Annotated in this window: 19 protein-coding genes; 11 read left to right on the forward strand and 8 right to left on the reverse strand. The window is 46.0% G+C overall.

What is annotated here, in order from left to right; genetic code table 11:
* Positions 1-137: 137 nt before the first annotated feature.
* Complete coding sequence (locus MJ764_RS09615; protein WP_239326492.1) at positions 138-461, reverse strand: hypothetical protein; 324 nt, start codon at positions 459-461, stop codon at positions 138-140.
* 24 nt (positions 462-485) lie between these two features.
* A complete protein-coding gene (locus MJ764_RS09620; RefSeq protein WP_239326494.1) occupies positions 486-926 on the reverse strand; it encodes a surface-adhesin E family protein in 441 nt (146 codons plus the stop codon).
* Between the two features lie 93 nt (positions 927-1,019).
* Here MJ764_RS09620 and recQ point away from each other — a divergent pair, with 93 nt between their 5' ends.
* The 5 genes from recQ (at position 1,020) to MJ764_RS09645 (ending at position 7,544) form a co-directional block, all read left to right on the forward strand.
* Positions 1,020-2,810, forward strand: a complete 1,791-nt coding sequence (recQ, locus tag MJ764_RS09625; protein WP_338053848.1) for a DNA helicase RecQ — start codon at positions 1,020-1,022, stop codon at positions 2,808-2,810.
* A gap of 62 nt (positions 2,811-2,872) precedes the next feature.
* Entirely contained in the window at positions 2,873-3,607 is a 735-nt protein-coding gene (locus MJ764_RS09630) for a DUF4184 family protein (protein WP_239326496.1), read from the forward strand.
* 382 nt (positions 3,608-3,989) lie between these two features.
* On the forward strand, positions 3,990-6,131 hold the full coding sequence (gene nrdD, locus MJ764_RS09635) for an anaerobic ribonucleoside-triphosphate reductase (RefSeq protein WP_239326498.1): 2,142 nt from the start codon (positions 3,990-3,992) through the stop codon (positions 6,129-6,131).
* 2 nt (positions 6,132-6,133) lie between these two features.
* Positions 6,134-6,604, forward strand: coding sequence for an anaerobic ribonucleoside-triphosphate reductase-activating protein (gene nrdG, locus MJ764_RS09640; RefSeq protein ID WP_239326500.1), 471 nt, complete (start codon positions 6,134-6,136; stop codon positions 6,602-6,604).
* A gap of 376 nt (positions 6,605-6,980) precedes the next feature.
* Positions 6,981-7,544: a hypoxanthine-guanine phosphoribosyltransferase gene (locus MJ764_RS09645; RefSeq protein WP_239326502.1), complete on the forward strand. Its 564-nt coding sequence runs from the start codon at positions 6,981-6,983 to the stop codon at positions 7,542-7,544.
* Between the two features lie 1,934 nt (positions 7,545-9,478).
* On the opposite strand, the gene MJ764_RS09650 is transcribed toward MJ764_RS09645, so the two are convergent.
* The 3 genes from MJ764_RS09650 to argE form a co-directional block, all read right to left on the reverse strand.
* Positions 9,479-9,634: a hypothetical protein gene (locus MJ764_RS09650; protein WP_239326504.1), complete on the reverse strand. Its 156-nt coding sequence runs from the start codon at positions 9,632-9,634 to the stop codon at positions 9,479-9,481.
* A gap of 499 nt (positions 9,635-10,133) precedes the next feature.
* Positions 10,134-10,532, reverse strand: a complete 399-nt coding sequence (locus MJ764_RS09655; protein WP_239326506.1) for a cytochrome b562 — start codon at positions 10,530-10,532, stop codon at positions 10,134-10,136.
* A gap of 179 nt (positions 10,533-10,711) precedes the next feature.
* Positions 10,712-11,869: an acetylornithine deacetylase gene (gene argE, locus MJ764_RS09660; RefSeq protein WP_239326508.1), complete on the reverse strand. Its 1,158-nt coding sequence runs from the start codon at positions 11,867-11,869 to the stop codon at positions 10,712-10,714.
* A 129-nt stretch (positions 11,870-11,998) separates the two neighbouring features.
* On the opposite strand from argE, the gene MJ764_RS09665 reads away from it, so the two are divergent.
* The 5 genes from MJ764_RS09665 (at position 11,999) to fghA (ending at position 15,949) form a co-directional block, all read left to right on the forward strand.
* On the forward strand, positions 11,999-12,223 hold the full coding sequence (locus MJ764_RS09665; RefSeq protein ID WP_239326510.1) for an RNA-binding S4 domain-containing protein: 225 nt from the start codon (positions 11,999-12,001) through the stop codon (positions 12,221-12,223).
* A complete protein-coding gene (locus MJ764_RS09670; RefSeq protein ID WP_239326512.1) occupies positions 12,220-12,393 on the forward strand; it encodes an oxidoreductase-like domain-containing protein in 174 nt (57 codons plus the stop codon). The genes MJ764_RS09665 and MJ764_RS09670 overlap by 4 nt, the downstream gene beginning before the upstream one ends.
* Positions 12,390-13,223, forward strand: coding sequence for a PHP domain-containing protein (locus tag MJ764_RS09675; RefSeq protein WP_239326514.1), 834 nt, complete (start codon positions 12,390-12,392; stop codon positions 13,221-13,223). Before MJ764_RS09670 ends, MJ764_RS09675 begins: the two co-directional genes overlap by 4 nt.
* A gap of 720 nt (positions 13,224-13,943) precedes the next feature.
* The gene (locus MJ764_RS09680; RefSeq protein ID WP_239326516.1) at positions 13,944-15,053 is read left to right on the forward strand and encodes an S-(hydroxymethyl)glutathione dehydrogenase/class III alcohol dehydrogenase; all 1,110 of its coding nucleotides are present in this window, start codon (positions 13,944-13,946) and stop codon (positions 15,051-15,053) included.
* A 62-nt stretch (positions 15,054-15,115) separates the two neighbouring features.
* Positions 15,116-15,949: an S-formylglutathione hydrolase gene (gene fghA / locus MJ764_RS09685; protein WP_239326554.1), complete on the forward strand. Its 834-nt coding sequence runs from the start codon at positions 15,116-15,118 to the stop codon at positions 15,947-15,949.
* Positions 15,950-15,973: 24 nt separating this feature from the next.
* Here fghA and pyrI read toward each other — a convergent pair whose 3' ends face one another.
* The gene (gene pyrI / locus MJ764_RS09690; RefSeq protein ID WP_239326556.1) at positions 15,974-16,432 is read right to left on the reverse strand and encodes an aspartate carbamoyltransferase regulatory subunit; all 459 of its coding nucleotides are present in this window, start codon (positions 16,430-16,432) and stop codon (positions 15,974-15,976) included.
* 7 nt (positions 16,433-16,439) lie between these two features.
* Positions 16,440-17,381 carry an aspartate carbamoyltransferase gene (gene pyrB / locus MJ764_RS09695; protein ID WP_239326518.1) on the reverse strand — a complete coding sequence of 314 codons (942 nt, stop codon included), beginning with the start codon at positions 17,379-17,381 and terminating at the stop codon, positions 16,440-16,442.
* A gap of 245 nt (positions 17,382-17,626) precedes the next feature.
* Between pyrB and MJ764_RS09700 the strand changes: the two genes are divergently transcribed.
* Positions 17,627-19,807: a primosomal protein N' gene (locus MJ764_RS09700; protein ID WP_239326558.1), complete on the forward strand. Its 2,181-nt coding sequence runs from the start codon at positions 17,627-17,629 to the stop codon at positions 19,805-19,807.
* A 219-nt stretch (positions 19,808-20,026) separates the two neighbouring features.
* On the opposite strand, the gene MJ764_RS09705 is transcribed toward MJ764_RS09700, so the two are convergent.
* A complete protein-coding gene (locus MJ764_RS09705) occupies positions 20,027-20,923 on the reverse strand; it encodes a glycosyltransferase family protein (RefSeq protein WP_239326520.1) in 897 nt (298 codons plus the stop codon).
* Positions 20,924-20,978 lie beyond the last annotated feature (55 nt).

Consider the following 20,978-nt stretch of genomic DNA (forward strand, 5'->3'; position numbering starts at 1 on the left):
ATTCCATAACGTTGTTTTTTCACGAAACAACGTTTAAGCAAAAGGTAGCTATTTTACGCGAGCTGCTGCTGTTTGTCAGGCCGGTAAAAATACAAAGAGATTTTTAGTACAGATAGTTGCTGTTGTCATATGCTGTTTTAATGGCTGTGTACGGCCTGCCATGCGGCATCCAGTCTGGCTCCAGCAGCCTGCAATGCAGCTTCTGCCTGCTGACGCTGGACATCAGCCTGATTGAAATCACTTTGCAGACGAGTAACATTATCCTGTGCATTTTTTAGCTGCAACTGTGCCGATTGTAACTGAGTTTGCAGTTGCAAGGCTCTGCTCTGGCTGGCACTTTGCCCTGACAATGCTGCCTGATAGGCTTTCTGTGCACTAAGCAGCTCTACATCGGCAGGAGACTCAGCCCATGCCGTAACAGCCAAACCCCAAAATAACCACAAGCTATATTTTACTTTCATGCCTGATCACTTTCTCTATCAGATTTAATGACTACACACTTGCTGATATTGCTGCTCGGAGGCTGAACCACTGGTAATACTCATCGGGCGCAAATCAGTTTCGCCAAAATGATCCTGACGAATCAGTTCACCATGCGCATCTAGCAGCTCTACATCCAGTACTCGGAACAGTTTCCGGCCACAGTCAATCTGGATGGTGCTCAGTGCTGTTTTATAGGCCGGGGTATTGCTGTAATGCTGCTGTTTCGAGTCGATAACGGTTTTACGATCACGGAAAGTAACCAGATTACCCTGACGTCTGATGCTGTCGCTATCCAGTGCATGTTGAACATTACCGCTGGCAGATACGCCCAGCTCAATCCAGCTTCCATCTGCTTTTTTGGGCACACTGGTTGTTGTACATGCAGCCAGTATGGTACAAACAGTCAGACTGGTCATCAGGTGACGGAGATAAATGATTTTCATGCTAATTCCTTGCAACAACCGGTGAGTGGCTGTCGGAAATAAAGGTAAGTTGCAGTACAATGCCCGTTTCAGATTAAGTGTAACAGGTGTTATGTGACCCATGCTGAGCAAATTTTACACGATGTTTTCGGCTATCCGGAATTTCGCGGCCAACAATCCGAAATTATTAACACCGTGGCAAAGGGCAATAATGCATTGGTACTGATGCCCACCGGCGCGGGTAAGTCGTTATGTTATCAAATTCCGGCGTTAATGCGCGATGGTGTCGCCATCGTTGTATCCCCGCTGATTGCACTGATGCAGGATCAGGTTACGGCTTTAAATATCAATGGTATTGCCGCAGCTTGTGTACATGGTGGTACCAGTAGCGAGGAAGTACAGCGCATCGGCGATGAAATCGCTGCCGAACATTTGCAGCTATTGTACGTGGCTCCGGAACGGCTGGTGATGCCGCGTTTTTTACAGTTTTTACATAATACCCGCATCAGTCTGTTTGCGATTGATGAGGCTCATTGCGTTAGTCAATGGGGACATGACTTTCGTCCCGAGTATCAACAGTTATCTGTACTGGCGGATGAGTTTCCTAGCATACCGCGAATTGCACTAACTGCTACAGCCGATAATGCCACTCGTGCCGATATTCAACACTATCTGGATTTAACAGATGCACCGGTATTTATTTCCAGCTTTAACCGCCCGAATATTGATTATCAGGTTGTTGAAAAAAATAACGGTAAAAAACAGCTGCTGCAATTTATCCGCAGCCAGATGCATGGTGAGAACGGTATTGTCTACTGCCTGTCGCGCAAACGTGTGGAAGATATTGCTGCTTTTCTGGGGGAAAACGGGCTGACTGCCCTGCCCTACCATGCCGGACTAGACTGGGACACCCGCAGCCAGAACCAACGCCGTTTTACACAGGAAGACGGTATTATCGTAGTGGCCACGGTGGCGTTTGGCATGGGTATAGATAAGCCGGATGTGCGTTTTGTAGCCCATCTGGACATGCCGGCCAGTATTGAACATTTTTATCAGGAGTCGGGACGTGCCGGCCGTGATGGCCTACCGGCCACCAGCTGGCTATGTTATGGCCTGAATGACTGGGTATTGCTGCGCGAACGGATTCAGCTAGCCGAGCGGGATGAAACACAAAAACGCATAGATTTGCAAAAATTAGATGCCATGCTGGCATTTTGCGAAACTGCCGATTGCCGCCGCCAACTGCTGCTGCGCTATTTTGGAGAGGACAGCCAGCCCTGCGGGCATTGTGATAACTGCATTGACCCACCCAGCCGGTTTGACGGTACTGTACTGGCGCAAAAACTACTTTCCTGCGTGTATCGGGTGGGGCAGCGTTTTGCTACTGGCCATGTGATTGATGTTTTACGTGGCCGTGAATCGGAGTGGGTACTACGTTATGGTCATCAGCAATTATCCACCTTTGGCATCGGCCGTGAATTGAGTGTCAAGGAATGGCGCACAGTGGTACGACAATGTGTTGCTGCTGGCTACCTGAATGTTGATATGGCCAATCAGGCTTTACAACTGACTGAACAGGCGCGCGCAGTATTAAAAAACCAGCAGCAGGTTTGGTTGCGCCCACTGAAACATGACAAAACCCGCAGTAGCCGCAGTAATGATATCTGGCTGCGCACCGAACGCGAAGAACGCCTGTGGCAAACCTTGCGCCGCTGGCGTAAAGAGCGCGCCAGCGAGAATAATGTACCCGCCTATACCATTTTTGCCGACCGCACCTTGCAGGATTTGGTACAGCATCCACCTGCCACACTGGCTGATTTAAATCATATTTATGGACTGGGCGAAAGTAAAATCAGAAATTTTGGTGCAGATATTCTGGCTCTGTGCCGCGAATGGGCGCAATAGCAACCAGCCCACGCCATTCATACCGCTAACAGATTAACTTATTTTCTCAGAGTGCTTTCCTCATGCCTTTTACCCTTTCTCATCCGGCCATCATTCTGCCTTTGTATCGTTACAGCAAATGGTTTTCCATGACTGGGCTGATTATTGGCAGCATGTCACCAGATTTTGAATATTATATCCGCATGAGAATGTTTGGCGTATATGGACATGCCTGTACCGGTATCTGCCTACTCAATATCCTTACCGGCCTGACTGTGGCTTTTATTTTTCACCTCATCATCCGCAATCCATTAATTCGACACCTGCCGTCCAGTTTACAGCGGCGCTTTAATGTTTATCTGACATTCAACTGGACGCAATATTTCTGCCGGCACTACCTGATTGTTATCTTTTCACTGTTTCTCGGTAGTCTGTCGCATGTATTCTGGGATGCTTTCACTCATCCGTCTGGCTGGTTTGTCAGCCACAGCCTGTGGCTACAGCAGGAAATAACACTGCCATTTTTGCAACCACTGCCTGTCTACAAACTATTACAGCATGGCAGCTCAATCGGTGGTCTGCTGTGCATTGCTGCTTTTATTTTGTACATGCCCCAATCGAACCTGCCTGTTGTGCAGATTAACTATCGTTACTGGCTGCTGATTGCTGTGAATGCTTTGCTGATTGCAAGTATTCGCATCAGCTTCAACCCAGATTGCCTACGCAGTGGACATCTAATCGTGACGATTATTATGTCGTTGTTTATTAGCACGACCATCACTTCGCTCTACACACAGTACGCTAAGCGCCATATTTAAAGCATATTCATAGTTAACCGTACACGTTCTATTTAAATTGAGGCATCAGGCAACCTTTGCTACGGAAACCGGCATCTACGCCAGCCAGCAAGAAATGACTATTTTTTACACTTCCATTTCATTTATATAAATATATGATTTTTATAAATAAAATAACCATGTCAACCCTACTTGATGCGCTATGTCAAATAAAAGCGAAAAATGCCGCTTTATTCACCACACCAATCCCATATATAGTAAAAAAAAAGACCGCAACGGCACTTTGATACTAAATATAGTATCTACGACACATAAATACCCGGATCAGGCAAATTGTTATTAGTTAATAGCAAAGCAGTAACTGCTGCCTGTTATGGCAGGCAGTAGCAGAAGGATAATCAGCATGAAACCCATTGTAATTAAAAGAGACGGCTGTCACGTCCCCTTTGATGCAGCCCGAATTCAGGATGCCATACAGCGAGCCGCCAGCGCCGTACACATTGATGACAGTGCCTACTGTACACAGGTTGCTGCTCGCGTCACCAGCATCATTGCCAGCCGAGAGTATGTTGATATTCATGATATTCAGCAGGCTGTGGAAGACCAGTTAATGGCTGGCCAGTATAAAGAACTGGCACGTGCCTACATTGAGTACCGCCACTCCCGCGATGTAGCGCGCGAATCGCGCGGCCGTCTTAACCGTGAAATTCAGGGACTAGTAGAACAAACTAATTTCAACCTGCTCAATGAAAATGCCAATAAAGACAGCAAGGTTATTCCCACTCAGCGTGATTTACTTGCCGGTATCGTAGCCAAACACTATGCGCAGCAGCATCTGTTACCGCGCGATGTGGTACTGGCACATGAACGTGGCGAAATCCATTACCACGATTTGGACTACGCACCCTTTTTCCCGATGTTCAACTGCATGCTGATTGACCTGAATGGCATGCTTACTCACGGTTTCAAAATGGGCAATGCCGAAATCGAACCCCCGAAATCGATTGCCACCGCCACCGCCGTTACCGCACAGATTATTGCTCAGGTAGCCAGCCATATTTACGGTGGCAGCACCATCAACCGTATCGATGAAGTACTAGCACCCTTTGTCCGTGCCAGCTACAACAAACACCTTGCCGTCGCAGCAGAATGGCAGATTGCCGATATTGAGGCTTATGCCCGCAACCGTACCGAAAAAGAATGCTACGACGCATTCCAGTCACTGGAATATGAAGTTAATACTTTGCATACCGCTAATGGTCAGACCCCCTTTGTGACCTTCGGCTTTGGTCTGGGCACTAGCTGGGAAAGCCGGCTGATACAAACCGCTATTCTGCGCAATCGTCTGGCCGGCTTGGGTAAAAACGGCAAAACAGCAGTTTTTCCGAAGCTGGTATTTAGCATCAAAGACGGCATTAACCACAAGGCCGAAGACATTAACTACGATATCAAACAGCTAGCTTTGGAATGTGCTTCCAAACGCATGTATCCCGATATTCTCAACTATGATCAGGTAGTGGCGGTTACCGGTTCCTTCAAAACCCCAATGGGCTGCCGCAGCTTTTTGGGCGTCTACGAAGAAAATGGCGAACAAATTCATGAAGGGCGTAACAATCTGGGCGTTATCAGCCTCAACCTGCCGCGCATTGCCATCGAAGCCAAACATGATGAAGCACGTTTCTGGCAACTACTGGATGAGCGCCTGCAACTGTGTCGCACCGCACTGATGACGCGTATTGCCCGTTTTGAAAACGTCAAAGCACGAGTTGCACCGATTCTGTATATGGAAGGTGCCTGTGGCGTACGCCTGAATGCCGATGACTCAGTAGCGCAGATATTTAAAAATGGCCGCGCCTCTATTTCTCTGGGCTATATTGGCCTGCATGAAACCATCAACGCCCTATATGGTAGCGACACCCATGTCTTTGACAGCGAAACCTTACGCCAGAAAGCCATCGCCATCGTGCAGAAACTGCGCACCACTGCCGACCAGTGGAAAGCTGAAACCGGCTATGGTTTCAGCCTCTACAGCACCCCGAGTGAAAATCTGTGCAACCGCTTCTGCCGTCTTGACACCGCTAAATTCGGTGTGATTAGCGGCGTAACCGACAAAGGCTACTACACCAACAGCTTCCATCTGGACGTAGAGAAAAAAGTGAACCCGTACGACAAAATCGACTTCGAGACTCCCTATCCGAAAATGGCCAGTGGCGGCTTCATCTGCTACGGTGAATATCCCAACCTGCAACATAATCTCAAGGCGCTGGAAGACGTATGGGACTACAGCTATCGCCATGTACCTTATTACGGCACCAATACCCCCATCGATGAATGCTACGATTGCGGCTTCAGTGGTGAGTTTTCCTGTACCAGCAAAGGCTTTGTCTGCCCTAAATGTGGCAACCACGACCCGGCACGCGTATCTGTTACCCGTCGTGTCTGCGGCTATCTGGGCAGTCCGGATGCCAGACCATTTAACACAGGCAAACAGGAAGAAGTCAAACGGCGGGTCAAACACCTTAGCCAACAGTGTGGTGCACTGTAAGCATGAACTACCATCAGTATTATCCGGTTGACGTAGTCAACGGCCCCGGTACCCGTTGCACCCTGTTTGTAGCTGGCTGCGAACACAAATGCCGCGGCTGTTATAACGCTACCACATGGCGGGTAGATTCCGGCAAGCCGTTCGACCAGCAACTGGAAGACCGCATCATCAGCGACCTCAACGACAGCCGTATTATGCGTCAGGGTTTGTCACTAACCGGCGGGGATCCGTTACATCCACACAATCTGAGTACCATCCTGCATCTGGTTAAACGAGTACGGCATGAAACCGAGCATAAAGATATCTGGTTGTGGACCGGCTACACCCTATCAGAACTATCCGCAGCCCAAAGACGGGTCATTGATGAAATTAACACCCTGATTGACGGCAAATTTATACAGGAACTGAAAGACCCGTCACTACTCTGGCGCGGCAGCTGCAATCAGGAAATTCATTACCTGCGCCCCGCATAACCCAAAGCGTTCTGCACCATTGCGATTGACCGATTACTCCCGTCTAATCACAACGGTGCATTTTCTTATTTAGGCCAGAAAAATTACATTAACAAACCAGCCAGTTATCAACATGCTTCATCCGCAGATTGCCCGCAACCGCCAGAAATCGCATAAAATACGCGTCTTGCAAGTAAAATTTGGGAATAATTTATCTTTTATCTGCATAAAACCAATAAATCACATCAACCCTAGTGCAGCAACATCACCTCAACAGCACAAATTTACCCAATTAAACAGTAGCCAACGCCACCTGCTCCTATCCTGTGCATATTGCTGGCCAGCCGAAAGTGGCAAAAATGGTTTTACCTTACCCAGACAGACATGGAAAACGCCAATGAGCACAATTGATTTAACCGCCAAACGCGCCGAAACTCAGGCAATGCTGGATAAAGCAGACTTGCTGTTTGACCGTAGCACCTGCGAAGCCAGACTGGAACAGATGGCTGCGGACATCACCGCAGCACTGAGTGACAAATATCCGCTGGTATTACCGGTAATGGGTGGTGCGGTGGTCTTTACCGGCAAATTATTGCCATTGCTGCGTTTTCCGCTGGATTTCGATTACATCCATATTTCACGCTATGGTGACAAACTTCAGGGGGGTAGCTATCAGTGGCTGCGTGCCCCGCAAAACGCCGTAGCAGGACGCCATATTCTGGTACTGGATGATATTCTCGATGAAGGCCATACGCTGGCCGCAGTAAAAAAACAGATACTGGAAATGGGCGCAGCCAGTTGCTCCACTGCTGTTTTTGCCAACAAGCTGATTGGCAAAGACAAACCGATTATGGCCGACTTTGTCGGACTGGATGTCCCTAACCGCTATGTATTTGGCTATGGCATGGATGCCGAAGGCAAATGGCGCAATCTGGATGAAATTTACGCGCTGGCTGAATAATAATTACTGCGCCACGGTAATGTAGTAATGCCGTGGCTGCTTTAATCAGCTTATATATACTGTTAACCCAAAGCAATATGGGATGGCGCAATATGCGGCTTTGTTAATTTTTCTAATACCTATTCACTTAAACTGATTAATTAAAAAATCAGATAAAAGCTGTTTATTGCTTGAAATATATGAAAGTGACTATCAATTTCATATATTAATTTATTATTATTCATATGATGATTGGAATGGCAACACATATTCAAGAAACAAAGCTAAGGAGTGGCCATTTGTAAAATTCCATCGGAAGCAAATAGCTTAACGAGGAATGTAACCGTTTGGGATTGTATCAATAAGCATCAGCCACAAAGCCTTGTTGTAATTCTTGGGTTGTCATGAATTTTACTCCTTTAACAAACTAAGTTTTAATACTTTTCAATGTTGCTTTCGCTACTGTATTGTTATACGGAAACCCTTTTTTTAATCAGCTTGTAATTAGCGATCGTTGAATATTAAATATATTAAAACACTCATCTAGCAACTGATTGTTAAACTTTTTCTCTATCTGAATGAAATAGATTTAATAATGATTGCGGTAGCTTAAACTGACTTAATACACACATCACTACAACTGCTGTTTTATATTAACCAACACCATAGCCGGCAATCTGTCGATTAGATAAATTCAGTAACACACATAAATAAATCCCGTGATGGTGAACACGCTTATAGGTTAAGTCTGCCACTATAATCTATAGTTAGGCACCTGCATCCAACTGACGCTGTAAATGATTAGCCGTTGCTGCGTCATTGCTTGCTGTTTGATATCCTCAATAACGTGTACATTGATATTAATGTTAGCGACCTCATTACCTAGGCAATGTAACAAAGGAAAACACTGATGCCCACTTGTTATAAGGCAAAACGAGTGCGTCTGGTTTGATATGATTGATAACTGCGATCAAAAATAGCTAATATTTTGTCGGCGTAATTGGCCATCGATTTCTATTTGGTTGCTTTGCACTGATTATAGACATAATGTCTGGATATCCCTAAGCAGCGACATAGTACCGCTACAGCATAACAATGTTGGTTTACTTTCAGAGTTTTAATTTTCATCCCATGATCAGTATAGCCTACTTTGGAATAACGTTTTCCATCCGTAGCTGTTTAAGCTCTTTTCGTAACGCAATTAGTTCATTTTGTTCTGGAGCGGTTATCTTTAGTCTTAAATGAACCACTCTTGCTTGATTGGTTTATCCAGCTGTCTAAAGCGGATGGCGTCAATTCATATTCCTTGAGCACTTCACTGCGGGATTTTCCCTATTGATATAGTTTAACTATTTGCCCTTTGAAACCAGCACTAATAGTGCGTTGTGCAAGTTTTTATTGATATATCATTTTTTCCTTTTTAGTTTTAGAGTTAAGTTTGTCTTGCCCCTAAAAGTTGTATGACTTAGTGTAGCCATTCCACTAATTCAAACCACCGATGAGGAGATGAATGGCTGACAGAATATTTTTATCCTATTTGCTTAAAAAACTAATAAATAACCTAGTCTACTAATTCAAAGACAAATTTGAATTTTAAACATATAGCATATTTCAATTGCATTAATATCATAATATGGTACAATTTCTATACAACTATCAGTTAATCCGCAGATAAAACAACTTTTTACCTCAGACCTATGCATAGCTTACAATAAATTCAATATATGTCTTTAATATTACATTTATTATTGATTACAATATTAATTTAACGAATTATTGACAAACATAATTATTCACCAGTATGATAACCAAGCCGTATTAAATAGTACGGCCAGCTCTGGAAGGCTGTTTCATCAGGCAGATAAGCCATTGATATTTTCACATGATGGTGTCTTATATTCTGTTTACCAAGTCATTGGCATACCTCTCCCATGGTAGACAATGGCAGGGAGGCTTTATGCCTGCCGGTTCTGATTAACGGTCTTCCAGCCTTGCCATTCTTCTGCCGCCCCATGCGTCTGGAAGCGCATAGCGGTTTGATTAGGATAATCAGGAAAGGCAGTGTTTATGACTACTTTTGTGGCGAGAAACCGCCATTTGGAAGCGTACATGTTACGCCTGTTTCCTCCAGCGATGGTTTTAATCAACAGCACGCAGGTGTCAACGAAGTTTTGTCATATTAATTTGCGTGAAAACAACACTTTTAAACCTGATAGATACCCATTTATCAGATATAAACTGAAATACCTAAAAAACTGATTATTTACCCAGTGAAGCTTAACAGCGTGACTAATTAGGTATTATAATCAGCAACGGGATAATCAGTTTTTATAACTTATTATATTTATTGCATTTAGTATATTATTTTGTATTAATCGCTACAATTTTCAGAGTGTAGCAAAGGGTTGAAGAAATGTTTCAAAAAAGGAATTGTCTAAAGAATTTCGGATGATGTCAGTACAGAATCACAAGTTCTAGTCATTATCCACTACCGCATTGTTTGTCTATGTTTCCTGGTTCTTTAGCTTTTAAGGGGCGGAACCAGGCTTTTTACATTCTGTAGCAGCATTATTTTCATAAAATCTATCAACAGCTTAGTTTATAGTCATTTCAGTGTTTCATCGCGGCATGACCCTCATCACGCAATTGCAGTATTTTCTTACCCTCAGTTTTGGCTTGTGCCATTTTCCCAGCTTTAACTAGCTTGCTGGTTTTATCGATTTCAGCAATTAATTTATCCATTTCTGACTGATATACCCGCAGTTTAGGGTTATTTGCCGCAGCGTTTGTCAGCCCGTATGGTTTTTGTGCACGAGCTGCCACAGCAGCAGTACGCATACTGGCTAAAGCCTTGCTGGCATCAGCCACCGTTTGCGCCGCATTAAAGCGCGCATAGCTCATCGTAATCGCACTCATATACATATTTACTTCATTAGCCTGTACCGTCACAGCAGATAGCACCAGAGATAATAACAATATCCCGGTAGACAGAAAGCGTTTCATTTTCATCTAATTTTCCTGTTATTCAGTTAACCTTACCAGCCAATAATCAAACCACCAAGCATATTTAATCGTGCGTAGTTAACTCTTTTCAATCATGTTTACAGCCAGCATACTCTGATAAAAATATTTTAACAGCAGTATGCCGTTATGTAGCAAAAACTAAGAATTTCGCCTTGTTAGCAATATTACAGACTTTGTGCCTGAATCAGCCTGTGCAAAAAATGATCACAACGACTCAACTGTTCCAGCTCAATATACTCATTAGCCTTATGTGCCACCGTAATGCTGCCGGGACCACACACTACCGTGCTGATACCGCTATGCTGAAACTGGCCACCTTCAGTAGCATATGCTACTTTAGCACGCTGGTCAGTATCCACCAATTGGGCAATCAATGCATGCAACTGCTGATTATTCGCATCATTTAAGGCCGGTACCTGCACATTATGCGTTAATTTAATTGCTGCTTCTGGTGCAACTGCCTGCATGGCAGGTAAGAGTTGGGTGGTAATATAGTGCTGAACAGGTTCAATCAGCTCTTCCACTGTCATATGCGGCAGATTACGGTAATCAAACTCAAAAGCACAGTAATCAGGCACAATATTGATGGCCGTACCACCACGAATCAGGCCGGTAGATACCGTAGCAAACGGTACATCAAACGCATGATCCAAATCAGCACGGTGCTGTAACTGGTGCGCCAACTGGTTGATAAATACAATCAGGCGGGCAGCATACTCAATCGCATTCACGCCATTGGGTGTAAGCGAAGAATGGGCATTCTTACCGTGTACTTCACAACAGAACGTATGGATACCTTTGTGAGCCACCACCATCTGCATGGATGTAGGTTCCCCCACTATGCAGGATTGTGGCTGCAAACCTCGTTTTTCCAGCTCTGCCAGCATAACTGGTGCACCCAGACAGCCGATTTCTTCATCAAAAGACAAGGCGATATGTAACGGCATTTTCAGCTTGGCCGCCTGCATGGCCGGAACCGCAGCCAGCACACTGGCAATAAAACCTTTCATGTCACTACTGCCGCGACCATATACACAACCATCGCGCACATCGACCACAAAGGGGTCAGACAGCCAGTTTTGTCCATCCACCGGCACCACATCGGTATGACCGGAAAACACCAGCCCGCCAGAAGTACTGCCATCAGCCGCAGCAATGGTTACAAACAGGTTAGCTTTGTCACCGCTTACATTATGTGCCAGCCATGGCGACAGTTTTCGGCTTTCCAGATAACCGGCCACATGGTTAATCAGAGCCAGATTACTCTGGCGGCTGGTGGTATCAAAAGCAATGAGCTGACGTAACCAGTTAAGGGTATCCACAACAATTCTCCAGTAAATTCTGCTTTAACCATAACATATTTTATGCGCCTAGCGTAGTTACAGCAGCATACAATAACCTGTTGCACGCAGATAATCGCTACAATAGCTATTTATTTAAAGGCACAACAAATGAAACAGCAATTCGATTTAGCCGGACATCCTCATATTGCGTTATGTGATTTACTTAAACTAGCCGGACTGGCAGAGAGCGGAGGGCGTGCCAAACAACTGATTGCCGAAGGCAGGGTACTGCGCAATCACCAGCCGGAAACCCGCAAAACAGCAAAAATTATTGCTGGTGACTGTATCCAACTGGCAGACAATGAAATCTGCGTCATTAATAGTCAGGCATGAACACACCAGAATTATTAACTGCACCAGTACCACCAGAAGACTGGGAGTGCTGTAACAGCGATTGTGGCGAAGCCTGCGTCTGGCAGATTTATTACCGCGAAAAAGCTGCCTATAAAGCACAACAGGCGCAACTGGCCACATCATCTCATACAGATGGAAATAACCCATGAGTATTGACTTACATTGCCATTCTACTGTTTCTGATGGTGCCTTGACACCAGCAGAAGTTGTACTACGGGCACATGCCAATGGCTGTACCCTGCTGGCGCTGACAGACCACGATCACACCGGTGGCATGGCTGCGGCACGCTTGCAGGCTGCGCAATCAGGAATAACTTTAATTAATGGTGTGGAAATCTCAGTAAGCTGGCGCGGCCGCACCATCCATATAGTCGGCCTGAATATCGCTCTGGAAGACGAGGTATTACAAACCCTGCTCCAGCGCCTGCGCAGTGGCCGTCTGCTGCGCTTACAGGCCATTGCCGACAAGCTGGCCAAGAAAGGCATAAGCGGTGCCTATGAAGGTACACTGGCACTAGCTACCAATATAGATATGGTAACCCGGACGCATATTGCTGATTTTCTAGTCAACACCGGCCATGTGAGCAAAAAAGCGGATGCTTTTCGCAAATATCTGGGCGATGGTAAATCCTGTAGCATCAAACACCAGTGGGCTGAACTGACTGAAGTTGTTGCTGCTATCCGGCACGCTGGCGGTATTGCCGTTATCGCCCACCCAATGCGCTATGAACTCTCTGCCACGGCCCGCCGCAATCTGTTTAGTGATTTTAAGGCCTGTGGTGGTGCGGCTATAGAAGTACACAGCGGCCGTTCCAGTCTGAACGACCGTCTGAACTATGCCTTGCTGGCACAACAATTCGGATTTTTAGCCAGTTGCGGCAGTGATTTTCACCGCGATGGTGATTTTGGCGGTGGTCTGATTGGCTCCTGCCCACTATTGCCACCAATATGCCAGCCAGTGTGGTCTCATTTTACTTAATCATCACCGTGAATCTGAACAACCAGACTAACAATGAAGACATAATCATTGATTTTGCTTTATTTTAAGCAAAAATATGAGCATATTTATTACACTCTTGATAACAATACAAGCTATACAAGTCTAGATATTGCTTTAACGCCGCTTATTGCCACATTCAAGCATCTTCATGATTTAAAATAAAAATTACAGTTATTCGATTCTGATTAACTGTTACCAGATTACAATCACAACGAATTTTCTCCAGCCAATAATCAACCTTTTTTTGAATCTTCCAATTGACGTTATGCGCTTTCTCAATCTGGACATTCGTTCAAAATAACAAAAACTGCCTGATTCCTAATTTAAGCCATCCTTTTACACAACCACTAAAATGAATAGCTGTTATTGATATCAATAATAGCTATATTGATAAAATAACCATTCCGGTAACTTAAACCTGCAACACTTGCACACAAGTAGCCAACATGAGCAGCCTGACCATAGGTGCCAACGACAACATCTTACTGCAATACAGAATAATCAGCGGATTGCTGAATAGAATCTGAAAGCGCCTAACAACCTTGTCAAAAAAAGCATATCAGCCTCGTTTCAGAACACTATCTGATTAAAATCTATAGCCGAAGATAAATTATATCTGTGAGACTGTTACAGGATGTATGATAACTGTCTACCTGCTATCATTTCACTCAAGCCAATTATTTGCCAACAGGATAAACCATGAAATCTCGTGCCGCAGTTGCTTTCGCTCCGGGTGAAGCATTAAAAATTGTCGAAGTAGATGTCGCTCCGCCCAAGTCAGGTGAAGTACTGGTGAAAATCACCCACACCGGTGTATGCCATACTGATGCATTCACTCTATCGGGTGCTGACCCAGAAGGTGTATTTCCTGCCATCCTTGGCCATGAAGGCGCTGGTATTGTCGTGGAAGTTGGTGAGGGCGTAACTTCGGTCAAACCGGGTGATCATGTTATTCCCCTGTACACTGCCGAGTGTGGCGAATGCCTGTTCTGTCGTTCAGGCAAAACCAATCTGTGTACCGCAGTGCGAGCCACACAGGGTAAAGGGCTGATGCCGGACGGTACTACGCGCTTTTCTTATCAGGGACTGCCGATTTATCACTACATGGGCTGTTCTACTTTCAGCGAATATACTGTAGTGGCAGAAGTATCACTGGCCAAAATTAATCCCGAAGCCAGGCATGAGCAGGTGTGTCTGCTCGGCTGCGGGGTAACTACTGGCATCGGTGCAGTACACAATACAGCGAAGGTACAGGCCGGCGATACGGTTGCCGTATTCGGGCTGGGCGGTATCGGGCTGGCCGTAGTACAAGGTGCACGACAGGCCGGTGCCGGACGGATTATTGCGATTGATACCAATCCAGCCAAATTTGCGCTGGCCAAACATTTTGGTGCTACCGAATGCATCAACCCGCATGATTATCAGGAACCGATACAGCAGGTCATTATCCGCCTGACTGAATGGGGCGTAGACCACAGCTTTGAATGTATCGGCAATGTGGACATTATGCGCGCGGCACTGGAATGTGCACACCGTGGCTGGGGGCAAAGCATTATTATCGGCGTAGCTGGTGTCGGTCAGGAAATAGCCACACGGCCTTTTCAACTGGTTACCGGACGAGTATGGAAAGGGTCGGCGTTTGGTGGGGTTAAAGGCCGTTCACAATTGCCGGGCATGGTAGAAGAGGCTATGCAAGGCAAAATTGAGCTATCACCATTTATCACCCATACCTTACCACTATCGGATATCAATCAGGCATTTGAGCTGATGCATACTGGTGAATCCATTCGCACCGTTATTTACTACTAACACACAAGTGTGCACATAATCTATTTACATTAAAGCAACACGGATAAACTGATATGGCTGAAATCACTCTACTGGCTACCCACAAACTGTTTAACGGCGAACAACGACGTTATCGGCATTACAGTCACTTCAACCAGTGTGACATGACTTTTTCCGTGTACCTGCCATCACGTGCCTTACAGGGTTATCAGCTACCCGTAGTCTACTGTCTGGGCGGGCTTACCTGTACCGATGAAAATTTTGCCGTTAAAAGTGGCGCACAACGTTTTGCAGCTGAATGGGGCATAGTACTGGTTATGCCAGATACCAGCCCACGTGGCACTGATGTAGCCAATGTAGATATCTACAGTTTGGGGCAAGGTGCCGGATTTTATGTTAATGCCACTCAGCAGCCATGGGCACAGCATTATCAGATGTACGATTATGTGGTAACAGAATTACCCAAACTCATCGAAAAACATTTTCCAGTCAATGAACAGCGCAGTCTGTGCGGACACAGCATGGGTGGCCATGGTGCGTTGATGATTGCCCTGAAAAACCCGCAGCGTTATCTCGCGGTATCAGCATTTGCCCCCATTGCCCATCCGAGTGCCGGAGCATGGGGGCAAGAGGCATTCACCACCTATCTGGGAAACAATCAGGCAGACTGGGCTGCATACGATAGTACGGAGCTGCTTACCCAAAATCTGCCCTCATTACCCATTCTTATCGATCAGGGCAGTGTGGATGAATACTATCCGGCACAATTACATCCACAGGATTTCGTACAGGTTGCCAGAAGCAAAGGAGTCAATATCCGTTATCACCTGCGCGAAAACTACGATCACAGTTACTATTTCGTTAGCACCTTTATCGAAAGCCATATCAGCTTTCATGCCGAAGCATTCGGCTTATAAATAAACCATCGAGAAGATTAACAATTAGGCCTCAATCACCGATTCGCGCGCAAACGTTTTTTCGCAATAATGACAGCGCAAACGTGTTTCGCCATGGCTAACCCGCACCGAAAAACGGCTTTGTACCGGTTCACCATGGCTGGCACAATTGCTGTTCGGACAACGAAACACTTCAGTGATGTTTTCCGGCAAAGTGAGTGTGCGTTTGCGTACCACGCGAAAATTCTCAATATCATTAACCGTAGCCTGTGGTGCAAACAGGGCTAAGCGATTGGCAGCCGCATCATCCAGAAACTGGCCGGATATTTTAATAATATCCTTGCTGCCACTGGACTGGCTGCTCAGATTGAAACCCATAGTAACCGCATTACCAGAATGCAGTAGCCTGAACTGGCGCAAAATGGTCAGCCCCTGCCCTACCGGAATGTGATCAATCACTGTGCCGTCTTTTATTGCCTCAATACTCAGCTTGGTCTGATTCATCATTTGTTTATCCTTTTGCACTGACTGCATCAATATGTTGATTCAGAATCGCTGCCAGAATAGCCTGACGCGCAAACATACCATTATTGGCCTGCTGAAAGTAATAGGCATGAATACTATTATCGACATCCGCGTGAATCTCATCCACACGCGGTAAAGGATGCAGAATACGCATATTCGGCTTAGCCTGTTTCAGCATGGCGGCACACAGACTAAAGTGGCCATTGATTCTGGCAAATTCCTGCTCATCAAAACGTTCACGCTGAATACGCGTCATATACAGAATATCTGCCCATGCCAGGGCCTCTTCCAAACTGTCAGAGGTTCGATAGGATATACCATTTTCATCTAGCTGTTCACAGATATAGACGGGCATCGCCAGCGTTGGCGGAGAAACAAAAATAAACTCACAGCCCCAGCGGCTGAGCGCCTGCGCCAGTGAATGTACCGTGCGACCATATTTCAAGTCACCCACCAACGCAATTTTTAAATTCTGCAAACATCCCTGTGTTTCATATATCGTCACCAAATCAAGTAGCGTTTGCGACGGATGCTGATTAGTCCCATCACCAGCATTAATCACCGGTACATGAGCAAACTCACTCACCACTCGCGCCGCGCCATCTTTCGGATGACGCATCACAATTGCATCAGCATAATTACTGATAATCCGTGCCGTATCAGCCAGCGTTTCCCCTTTTTTAGCGCTGGTATTGGCACCATCGGCAAAACCGATTACCTTACCGCCCAACCGTTGAATAGCCGTTTCAAATGATAAGCGGGTACGGGTAGATGGCTCAAAAAAACACGAACCAACCAAACGCCCATTCAATAAATCAGCCTGTGGCTGCTGCTTTAACTGTAAAGCAAGTGCCAGCAAAAATTCCAGCTGCGCAGTAGATAAATCATTAATAGAAATGAAATGTTGGCGATACAGCGGATTAGCCATAATTTAACCTTCAGCATTTTCAATAGGCACAAAAAAACCCGTTCACAAACGGGTAAGCATACAGTAATTAACTACTTGCATGTAATATCTGCTCCAGACAAATTGTAAAGCCTGCTGCAAGCATCCACATCACACAGTAATCCCGTAATAAACTGGTGCAAATTATCGCATAAACAGCGCAATGATAAAAGCTAGCCACTTTGAGTTACAATAAACAGTTCATTGTATTTTTATTTCTGTTTACATTGATTTATCATCAACTGGCACTAAACGTGCCCCTGTATCCCTTGCTTACCTACGCGCACCCCACAGCCCTGCCGGCAGGTACACGTGTGGCCGTGCGTTTTCGCAAACGTCTGCTGGCAGCAATTGTGTGGGAAAGCAATGTGCAGCCAGAAATTGATATCAGTAAAATACTGCCAATTGAAACCATATTCCCCGACGGCTGGCAATTACCTGCAGACTGGCGTGCCTTACTCAGTTTTACTGCCCGCTATTATCACTATCCGCTTGGACAGGCAGTCATGGCAGCCCTGCCCAAAGGCCTGCGCCAGCCGGAAGCGGTATCATTACCGCGTCAGGAGATGATGTATACACTCAGCGCCAGTGGCCACCTCAGGCCTCCGCCACCAGCACGTTTTCACAAACAGCATGCTTTATGGCAATGTCTGCAATCAGCACCAGCCACACTGCAACAGCTCAAAGCCAAGCACACTCAGGCCACGCATTACCTCAACCAGTGGCAACAACAGGGCTGGATACAGACCAAGCCTGTTCCAGCCTGCGCTAGCATTCCGGCCAGTCAGCATCAGCTTAATCAGCAACAACAGTACGCCAGCACATCAATACAGACCAAAGTCGGCCAGTTTGCCCCATTTTTGCTATATGGCATTACCGGCAGTGGCAAAACCGAAGTCTATTTTGACATCATGGCCAAAGTATTACAGCAGGGCAAACAGGTTCTGTTTCTACTACCGGAAATTAACCTCACACCGCAATTAATGCAACGCGTGCGCCAACGCTTTCCGCATACCGTCACCGCCGTATTACACAGCCAGACTGCTGCCGGCCAGCGTACCAGCAATTATCTTCAGGCCGCACTGGGGCAGGCTGCGCTGGTAATTGGCACACGACTGGCCGTGTTTACACCCATGCACAATCTAGGATTAATTGTCGTCGACGAAGAGCATGATTACTCATTCAAACAGGAAAGTGAGCTGCGCTATCAGGCACGTGATCTGGCTGTATGGCGTGCCCGGCAGACAAATTGTCCGATTGTACTGGGCAGTGCCACCCCATCATTAGAAAGCTGGTACAAAACCCAGCAAGGAGACTACCAATTACTCCAACTGAGTGAACGCGCCCATGCCAGTGCCCAGTTGCCACAGATTCATTTACTGGATATTCGCCGGCTGGCATTGGATAACGGCCTTAGCGACATCATCAAGCAAAAATTACAAGCCAATTTTGCTAACGGTGGCCTAAGCATGGTATACCTGAATCGGCGCGGCTTTGCTCCAGCCCTATTTTGTGCAGCCTGCGGACATACATTCGGTTGTCCAAACTGCTCGGCCAAAATGGTTTTACATCAGCATGCCGGACAATTACGCTGTCATCATTGTGATTATCATCAGCGTATCCCGCATTGTTGTCCAGAATGCGGTAATCAGGATTTGACTGCCGTTGGTCAAGGAACACAACGGATTGAAGAAAACCTGCAACATTTACTGCCCAATGCGCGCATTTTGCGCGTAGATCGCGATAGCACCGCACACCGGCAGGATTGGGCAGAAATCTATAGCAGAATCATGCAACGGCAGGTTGATGTACTGGTGGGCACCCAGATGCTGGCCAAAGGTCATGATTTTCCCCATCTGAATCTAGTAGTAGTTTTAAATGCTGATAACAGCCTCTACAGTGCCGATTTCCGAGCCCCAGAACGTTTATTTGCCGAACTAATGCAGGTGAGTGGCCGTGCCGGCCGTGCGGATTGTAGGGGTGATGTATGGGTACAAACACGACAACCTGAACACAAAGTTTATCAGGCTCTGGCCGCACAAAATTATGCCTCCTTTGCCACAACCGAACTGACGGAAAGACAGGAGTTGGGCATGCCACCATTCAGCCATATGGCAGCCATCCGCGCCGATGCAAAAACCATGCGCGCAGCACAGGAACTACTGCGTCAGGCATTACAGGGCATTGAGCAGCAACAGTCATTACCGGCCAATGTTAGTACTTTCGGGCCAGTACCGATGCTCATGGCACGACTGGCCGGTTACGAACGGGCACAAGTATTTCTGGAAAGTAAAAACCGGCGTGATCTGCACCACAGCATCTCCATATGGCAAAGCTGGCTACAACATCTGGAAAAAATCTATCCACATACACGCTGGCTGATTGATGTTGATCCACTGGAAATGTAATCTTATTCCTTTCTACATAATAAGCATCTTCGATGCATGACTTATACATCTATCCCATTGCAACATCGGTCTACCAAGCCAATGTCATTTGAGCAACAATTATTTCATTTCAGATAGAACAGAACTCAGCCACTCTATTTAGTCATATTGTCATTTCAAAAATAAAAAATCTGGTCGTCAGCCATATCAGCAGACGACCAGTCAGATTTAATTCAAAATTTACTTGCGACCACTCAGGCTATGCCAGACACGCGAAAGCAAAGATTTTGGTTTTTTTTGGCGCGTAACCTCATTACCCTCATAGCCAACCTGTGACTCCTTAGGGAAAGTACCGAAAGGTTTAACAGCATAATTTTCCAGCTTATAGCCAGCATCCAAGGCTTCCTGATAATACCGGTCAAATAGCTCAATCAAATCCTTGCGCGGATGTGGCAGAATATCACTGTCAAACCAGTGTTTCTGCCCAGCAGCAGTTAAACGTGGAATTGAGTATTTATGACTGAACTGCGTACCCATATCCGAATAGTGCAAAATTTTCATCTGCTCAATCGGCAGACCTTCACCATCAACACAATTCCAGGCTGCAGTATAAGCCTGCACCCATTCTGGATGTTGCTTAAATTTGGCCATCATTTTTTTGTGTGAATCAGGATCAGCACGCAAAGTAGCCTGTTCAGGCAGTTTGGCTTTTGCTTTGGCACAATCCCAGACACAGGTACATAAACGGGTAAAACGTTTGCCCTTGGCATGATCATGCACTTCCTTGGCAGCAACAATCGCTTCACCTTCAATAGGATGTTCCCACAACTCAGCTAAATCAGCCAGAACAATCATGTCCGCATCCATATAAATGGCACGTCCCTGGTAATTACAGGCAGCAGGAATACCCCAGCGGAAACCGGAAAACGGCGTTGCCCATTTCTCAGTATGCCAGCCAGCGCCAGATTGCGGGTCAGAATACCAAGGACTGTCCGGATCATGACTTAACTGCATCCAGACGATTTCTACCGGCCGCGATGTATGTTTATGGATACTGTAATCCACCACCATCATCTGCTCCAGATCACAGTTATTGGGGTCACAACCCACAAAAACCTTAATAACATCGTTGCTCATGCATAAACTCCCAATTTTGCTTACAAAATAAATATCATTGTAATATTAACGCAAA

Origin of the sequence: Snodgrassella gandavensis (genome assembly GCF_914768025.1) — a bacterium.
In the GTDB taxonomy this organism is placed as follows: Bacteria; Pseudomonadota; Gammaproteobacteria; order Burkholderiales; family Neisseriaceae; genus Snodgrassella; species Snodgrassella gandavensis.